Source organism: Propioniciclava sp. (assembly GCF_036744435.1).
Lineage (GTDB): Bacteria > Actinomycetota > Actinomycetes > Propionibacteriales > Propionibacteriaceae > Propioniciclava.
The window spans coordinates 61,807-68,299 of sequence record NZ_DAIOIA010000001.1 but is presented as its reverse complement, the minus strand read 5'-3'; the positions used below and the strand labels follow the sequence as shown (position 1 = coordinate 68,299).

Genomic DNA, 6,493 nt, shown 5'->3' with positions numbered 1-6,493 from the left:
CACGAAGCCCCAGACGGCCAGGACGATCAGGGCGCCGATGATCGACGTGATCAGACCCGAGAAGGAGAAGATCGAGTTGTAGCTGACGCCCAGGAGAGCGCCGCCGAGGAAGCCGCCCAGGAGGGCGCCCACGATTCCCAGAACCATGGTGGCCAGCCAGCCGCCACCCTGTTCGCCGGGCATGATGGCCTTGGCGATCGCGCCGCCGAGAAGGCCGATGACGATGTAAGCGATGATTGTTCCCATGCGTCGATAGTAGGAGCGGCGGCGAAGGGATCGCCAGGCATGATCGGCGGGAACGGGGATGAATCAGTGACACCCCGAGGAGGCTCAGGGTGCGGCCAGGGGGCCGCCGGACGCATGTGGCCTCGCCGGGAGGCCGCTACAGAATGTGCCGCAGCGGGGACAGGATCGCCTCGCTGACCTTCATCGCGAACGAACGACTTTGCCAGTCGTGAAGTGTGAGCTCGACGCAGTTGGACGCGTCCATCACGAAGATGTCCTCCATCTCGCGCGCCAGGTCCGCGTCGAGGATCTCGGCGTTGATCTCGTAGTTTCCGGTGAGGCTCAACCGATCCAGGTTCGCCGTGCCGATCATCGACCAACGCCCGTCGGCGGTTCCCGTCTTGGCGTGGACCATGGCGTCCTGATACAGGAACAGCCGCACGCCCCGGCGCAGGAAGGTGGCGTAGAACCCGCGCGAGATCCAGTCGGCGACGATGTGGTTCGACTCGGCGGGAACGATGATCCGCACGTCCACGCCCCGGTCGGCCGCTTCCACCAGCGCGAAGATCAAGTCGTCGTCGGGGATCAGATAGGCGTGCGTCAGCCAGATCCGCTCCCGTGCCCGATCGATGGCCTCCAAATAGGTGTATCGGATCGGGTACACCCCGATGCTGGGAACGTTACGGGTCACGCGGACCGCCGACTCCCACGGCCGGTTGGAAGGCTGCGGGAGAGCACGCTGCCCGCGCCGGGCCATGTTCCAGTAGTCCACGAACGCGTTCGCGACGTCGGAGGCCGCCTGACCGCGGATCCGCAGGTGGGTGTCGCGCCAGCGCGAGGCGTACAGCGATCCGAGGTTGTAGCCGCCCAGGAACGCGGTGCTGCCGTCCACCACGAGGATCTTGCGATGGTTCAGCCCCGGGCTCCGGAAGGAAAGGAGACCGCGGGCACCCGTCCAGGGCCAATGCCGCAGGACGTGGATGCGGGGGTCGAACCGGAAGAAAGTCTGCGGGACGACGAGGTTGGCGAACACGTCGTAGACGACGTGCACCTCCACCCCGCGCTCGGCCGCATCCGTGAGGGCCTGCTTGAACCGGCGTCCGACGCGGTCGCCCTTCCAGATGTAGGTCTCCAGGACGATGGTGTGCTCGGCCGCCTCGATCGTGGCGATCATGTCGTCGAACAGGTCCCGGCCGCGGGTGTAGACGGTGAGTTCGTCCTCGCCTGCGAACAGCGGCTCGGGTGGCTTGCTGGGGAAATTGACGTGCCCGCGGTGCCTCTTGCGGCGGCGATCCACCACCATGAGCGCGGCGATGGTGCCGACCTGAGCGAGCGCCAGGGCGCCCGCGCCGACCTTCAGGGCGGTCTGCACGCGTCCCAACACCATGACGCCACTGTAGGGGATGGCCCCGGGCGGGACGGCGACCCTGAGCAGCGGGCGAGTCCCGGAGGGGTAGCCTTGACCGGTCATGACTGAGCTCCCCAACCTGTTCACGTTCGATGCAGAGCCCACCCGTCGCGTTGCCGCACCGACCGCCGCGCCGGAGGGGGAGCGGCCGCGACGCAGTGGGGGCTCGGCCCGTCGTTCGACTCCGGAAGAACTCCTGGAAGGGCTCAACCCGCCTCAACGCGAAGCCGTGCAGCACGAGGGATCACCGCTGCTGGTGGTCGCAGGGGCGGGCTCGGGCAAGACCCGGGTCCTCACCCGACGGATCGCCTGGCTGATCGGCCAGCGCGGCGTCCACCCCGGTTCCATCCTGGCGATCACCTTCACCAACAAGGCGGCCGCTGAGATGCGGCACCGGGTGGAGGAACTGGTCGGCAACCGCGCGCGGCTGATGTGGGTCTCGACGTTCCACTCGGCCTGCGCCCGCATCCTGCGCACCGAGATCGACCGGTTCGGGATGTCGAAGACGTTCTCGATCTACGACGACACCGACTCCAAGCGGCTGATGTCGTTGGTGCACCGCGATCTCGGGCTCGATTCCAAGCGCTATCCGGTGCGAGCCGTCATGAATGCGGTCTCGGACTGGAAGAACGACCTCGTGGATCACGAGACGGCCGCGCACGACGCCACCGGGGTCGATGCGGTGCACGCCGAGGCCTACGCGGAGTACCAGCGGCGCCTCGTGGCCGCTAACGCCCTGGATTTCGACGATCTGATCATGACGACGGTCTTCCTCCTCCAGGCCTTCCCCGACGTCCGGGAGAAGTACCGGCGCCGGTTCCGGCAGGTGCTCGTCGACGAGTACCAAGACACCAACCATGCCCAGTACGCCTTGATCCGCGAGTTGTGTGCGGATGGGCCACGGGGTGAGGGCGAGGTCGAGCCTCCCGAACTGATGGTGGTCGGTGACTCCGATCAGTCGATCTACGCGTTCCGTGGCGCCACGATCCGCAACATCCTCGACTTCGAGGCCGACTTCCCCGGGGCCGGCACCATCTTGCTGGAACAGAACTACCGCTCCACCCAGACCATCCTGACCGCTGCGAACGCCGTCATCGAACGCAACGAGGGACGCCCCGCCAAGCGATTGTGGTCCGACGCTGGTGACGGCGAGCTCATCGTCGGGTACGTCGCCGACACCGAGCACGAGGAGGCACAGTTCGTCGCGAGCGAGATCGATCGGCTCGTCGACGCGGGCATGAAGTACTCCGACATGGCCGTCTTCTACCGCACCAACGCCCAATCCCGCGCGTTCGAGGAGGTGTTCATCCGGGTCGGCCTGCCCTACAAGGTCGTCGGTGGGGTGCGATTCTACGAGCGCCGCGAGATCCGCGATGCGATCGCGTACCTGCGCGCCATCGCGAACCAGGCCGACGACGTCAGCGTCCGGCGGATCCTCAACGTGCCCAAGCGGGGCATCGGTGACCGGGCTGAATCGCTGGTGGATTCCTTCGCCGCCGCAGAGCGCATCCCGTTCGGGGTGGCGCTGGACCGGGTGGATGACATCGCCGGGTTGGCGCCCCGTTCCGCCAAGCAATTGCGGGCGTTCGCGGCCATGATGGCCGAGCACCGGGCACTGGTGGCCGACGGGGTCAGCGCCGATCAGATCCTCGCCTCCATCCTCAACGATGCGGGCTACCTCGACGAGCTGACGGCGTCCCAGGACCCCCAGGACCAGACCAGGCTGGAGAACCTCATCGAGTTCGTGAGCGTCGCCGGGGAGTTCGTCGCGGCGGCGCACACCGAAGACGTCGGGCCGGGGACCTCCGGTCTCCTGCCCGTCGGCGAGGGGGAACTCCCCGACGAGGCCGACGGCGGCGACCTGGCCTCCGGGCTCCCCGAACCGGACGATTCCCTGGCGGCCTTCCTGGAACGGATCGCACTGGTGGCCGACTCCGATCAGATTCCCGACGCCGACGGCGATGATCGCGGCGTGGTCACGTTGATGACCCTCCACACGGCCAAGGGCCTGGAGTTTCCGACGGTGTTCCTCACCGGCTTCGAGGACGGCATCTTCCCGCACATGCGGGCGATGACCGACCCGGCCGAACTGTCCGAGGAACGACGCCTGGCCTACGTCGGGATCACCCGGGCCAGGGAACGGCTCTACCTCACCCGGGCGACGGTGCGCGTCATGTGGGGCCAGCCGCAATACAACCCCGAGAGCCGGTTCGTCGGGGAGATCCCGACCCGGCTGCTGGACTGGCGGCGCGTCGGGGCCGCGGTGGACTCCTGGTCCAACCAGGCCCGGCGACGGACCGATCAGTCCTGGCGGGCGACCGTCGGGTTCGGGTCCAAGGCGCCCTCACCGAAGGTGGTGGCCGCCCTGGGCGTGGGGGATCGGGTCCTGCACACGACGTTCGGCATGGGCACGGTCACGGAAACGGCCGGGGCCGGAGACACCCTGAAGGTGGTCGTGGACTTCGGTTCGGCCGGGCTGAAGAAACTGTCCGTCAAACACGCGCCGATGGAGAAGCTGTAGGTCAGCGGCCCTTCGCGAGCCAGGGGGCCGGGTCGACATTCTCGCCGTTGTCGTACACGGAGAAGTGCAGGTGCGGCGCGGTGGACAGGCCGGTGCTGCCGACGGTGCCGATGCGCTGGCCCTTCTTGACCTTCTGACCGACGGCGACATCGATCGAGTTCATGTGGAGGTAGGCCGTCTCCAGGTTGGTGCCGTCGAGCACGCCATGGTCGATCCGGACGTTGTTGCCCGAGCCGCCGTTGTACCCGGTGGCCGCCTTGGTGATGACGCCGTCGGCCACCGCATAGATGGGGGCTCCGGTGTTGCCGCCGATGTCAGCACCACCGTGCAGGCGCGCATAATGCAGGATCGGGTGCATCCGCATCCCCCACGGGGAGACGATGCTTCCCTCGGTGGGCCAGAAGAAGACCTGCGACTTGATGCGGACGTTCTCTGCGTCGATCTTGGTGGTGGTCGTGCTGAGGGACTCGCTGCGCTCCTGGGCGGCGGCCACGGTCTGGGTCTGCGCGACCTGCTCGTCGACCAGTTCCATGCTGGTGGCCCGCTCGGCCACGGCGGAAGCGGTGTCCTCACGAACCGTGCTGCGGTCCACACTGGACTCGCGAGCCTCGAAGGCATCCAGCGTGCCTGCCCGGTTGGCGCTCGTGGCGGGGACGCCCTCGGTGGTGGCGCTGTTCGCGGCGATCGCGCTGGTCGCGACCCCCGGCGTCACGACGGCCAGCAGGCCCACCACGCTCGCGGCGCCCACCGCGATGCCCCCGCGCAGGAAGCGGTTCGGGGCGGCCTTGCGGCGGGGGGAAGAGGAGTTGTCGAGAAAGGCTGCGTCGGGATCCTCGACGGCGCACCGCGGCTGGTAAGTACCGGAGAGCGAACGTGCCACGCTTCGTACCTTTCCTGAGGATCTCGGTGTTCCCCTGCGGGGGGACTTGCCCGCTGGACAACACGCACCACGGTAGCAGTTCTTGAACGTTTCTCAGAAATCCTCTCAGGTGTTGCGTCAGGTTGGATGGCGCGCTTCGGTGGCCCTCGCGGGCACGAATGCCGCCCGGCTTCGGGTGGGACCTCGCACGGGGGGCCGTTGGCCCCGCGCCGCCTGACCGGTAACCTCCGAACGTGCCGCAACGACGCCGCACGTTGACGAGGACGGAGAGCATGGATCTTTACGAATACCAGGCGCGCGACCTGTTCGAAGCGCACGGGGTTCCCGTGCTGGGTGGCATCGTCGCGCGGACGCCCGCCGAGGCCCGCGCTGCTGCGGAGCAACTCGGTGGCGGCCTCGTCGTGGTGAAGGCGCAGGTCAAGGTCGGCGGCCGAGGCAAGGCGGGCGGGGTGAAGCTGGCCCGCACACCGCAGGAGGCGGCCGAGGCGGCCGAGGCCATCCTCGGCACGGACATCAAGGGTCACACCGTCGGTGCCGTGATGGTCGCCGAGGGTGCCGACATCGAACAGGAGTTCTACTTCTCGATGCTGCTGGACCGCGCCCAGCGCACCTACCTGGCGCTGTGCAGCGTCGAGGGGGGCATGGAGATTGAGCAGTTGGCGGTGGAGCGTCCCGACGCGCTCGTGCGCCGCACGCTCGATCCACGCACGGGGCTCGACGAGTCGGCTGCCGCCGCGATCGTCGCCGAGGCGGGGTTCCCCGCAGAGATCGCGGAGGAGGTCACGCGGGTTCTCGTCCTGCTCGGTGGGGTCTATGCCGCCGAGGACGCGACGCTGGTCGAGGTGAACCCTCTGGTGAAGACGCGGCAGGGGCGGATCGTCGCCCTCGACGGAAAGGTCTCGCTCGACGAGAACGCCGACTTCCGGCACGCCTCGTGGGGGGCGTTGCGCGACGACAGCCAGACCGACCCGCTCGAGTTGCGGGCCCATGCGAAGGGGCTCAACTACGTCAAGCTCGACGGCCAGGTCGGGATCATCGGCAACGGCGCGGGGCTGGTGATGAGCACCCTCGACGTCGTCGCCTACGCGGGCGAGGCGGTGGCGGGGCGGCCGCGTCCGGCGAACTTCCTCGACATCGGCGGGGGAGCCTCCGCCCAGGTGATGGCCGACGGCCTGGACATCATCTTGTCCGACCCCCAGGTGAGCGTCGTGTTCGTGAACGTGTTCGGCGGGATCACCGCCTGCTCGGAGGTCGCCAAGGGCATTCGCGAGGCGTTGACGCAACTCGGCAACCGGGCGAGCAAACCCATCGTCGTGCGGCTGGACGGCAACGCCGTCGACGTCGGCCGGGCGATCCTCGCCGAGTACGCCCACCCGCTGGTCACGCAGGTCGCGACCATGGACGAGGCGGCCGCAACCGCCGCCCAGCTGGCCGGCGCGGCCATGGAAGGGAAGTGAGC

5 protein-coding genes are annotated in these 6,493 nt (G+C 68.3%); 2 read left to right on the top strand and 3 right to left on the bottom strand.

Translation table 11 applies throughout. The features are described from left to right. Both V7E09_RS00310 and V7E09_RS00305 read right to left on the bottom strand, forming a co-directional pair. A partial coding sequence (locus V7E09_RS00310; RefSeq protein ID WP_324509558.1) for a GlsB/YeaQ/YmgE family stress response membrane protein occupies positions 1 to 246 on the bottom strand: 246 nt, incomplete at its 3' end. 136 nt (positions 247 to 382) lie between these two features. Next, on the bottom strand, positions 383 to 1,612 hold the full coding sequence (locus tag V7E09_RS00305) for a phospholipase D-like domain-containing protein (protein ID WP_324522894.1): 1,230 nt from the start codon (positions 1,610 to 1,612) through the stop codon (positions 383 to 385). Between the two features lie 82 nt (positions 1,613 to 1,694). On the opposite strand from V7E09_RS00305, the gene V7E09_RS00300 reads away from it, so the two are divergent. Continuing rightward, positions 1,695 to 4,154, top strand: coding sequence for a UvrD-helicase domain-containing protein (locus V7E09_RS00300; protein WP_324510481.1), 2,460 nt, complete (start codon positions 1,695 to 1,697; stop codon positions 4,152 to 4,154). Position 4,155: 1 nt separating this feature from the next. Here the strand turns inward: V7E09_RS00300 and V7E09_RS00295 are convergent, their stop codons facing one another. After that, positions 4,156 to 5,034, bottom strand: coding sequence for a M23 family metallopeptidase (locus tag V7E09_RS00295; RefSeq protein ID WP_324510482.1), 879 nt, complete (start codon positions 5,032 to 5,034; stop codon positions 4,156 to 4,158). Between the two features lie 272 nt (positions 5,035 to 5,306). Between V7E09_RS00295 and sucC the strand changes: the two genes are divergently transcribed. Next, on the top strand, positions 5,307 to 6,491 hold the full coding sequence (gene sucC / locus V7E09_RS00290) for an ADP-forming succinate--CoA ligase subunit beta (RefSeq protein WP_324522893.1): 1,185 nt from the start codon (positions 5,307 to 5,309) through the stop codon (positions 6,489 to 6,491). The last annotated feature ends 2 nt before the right edge of the window (positions 6,492 to 6,493 follow it).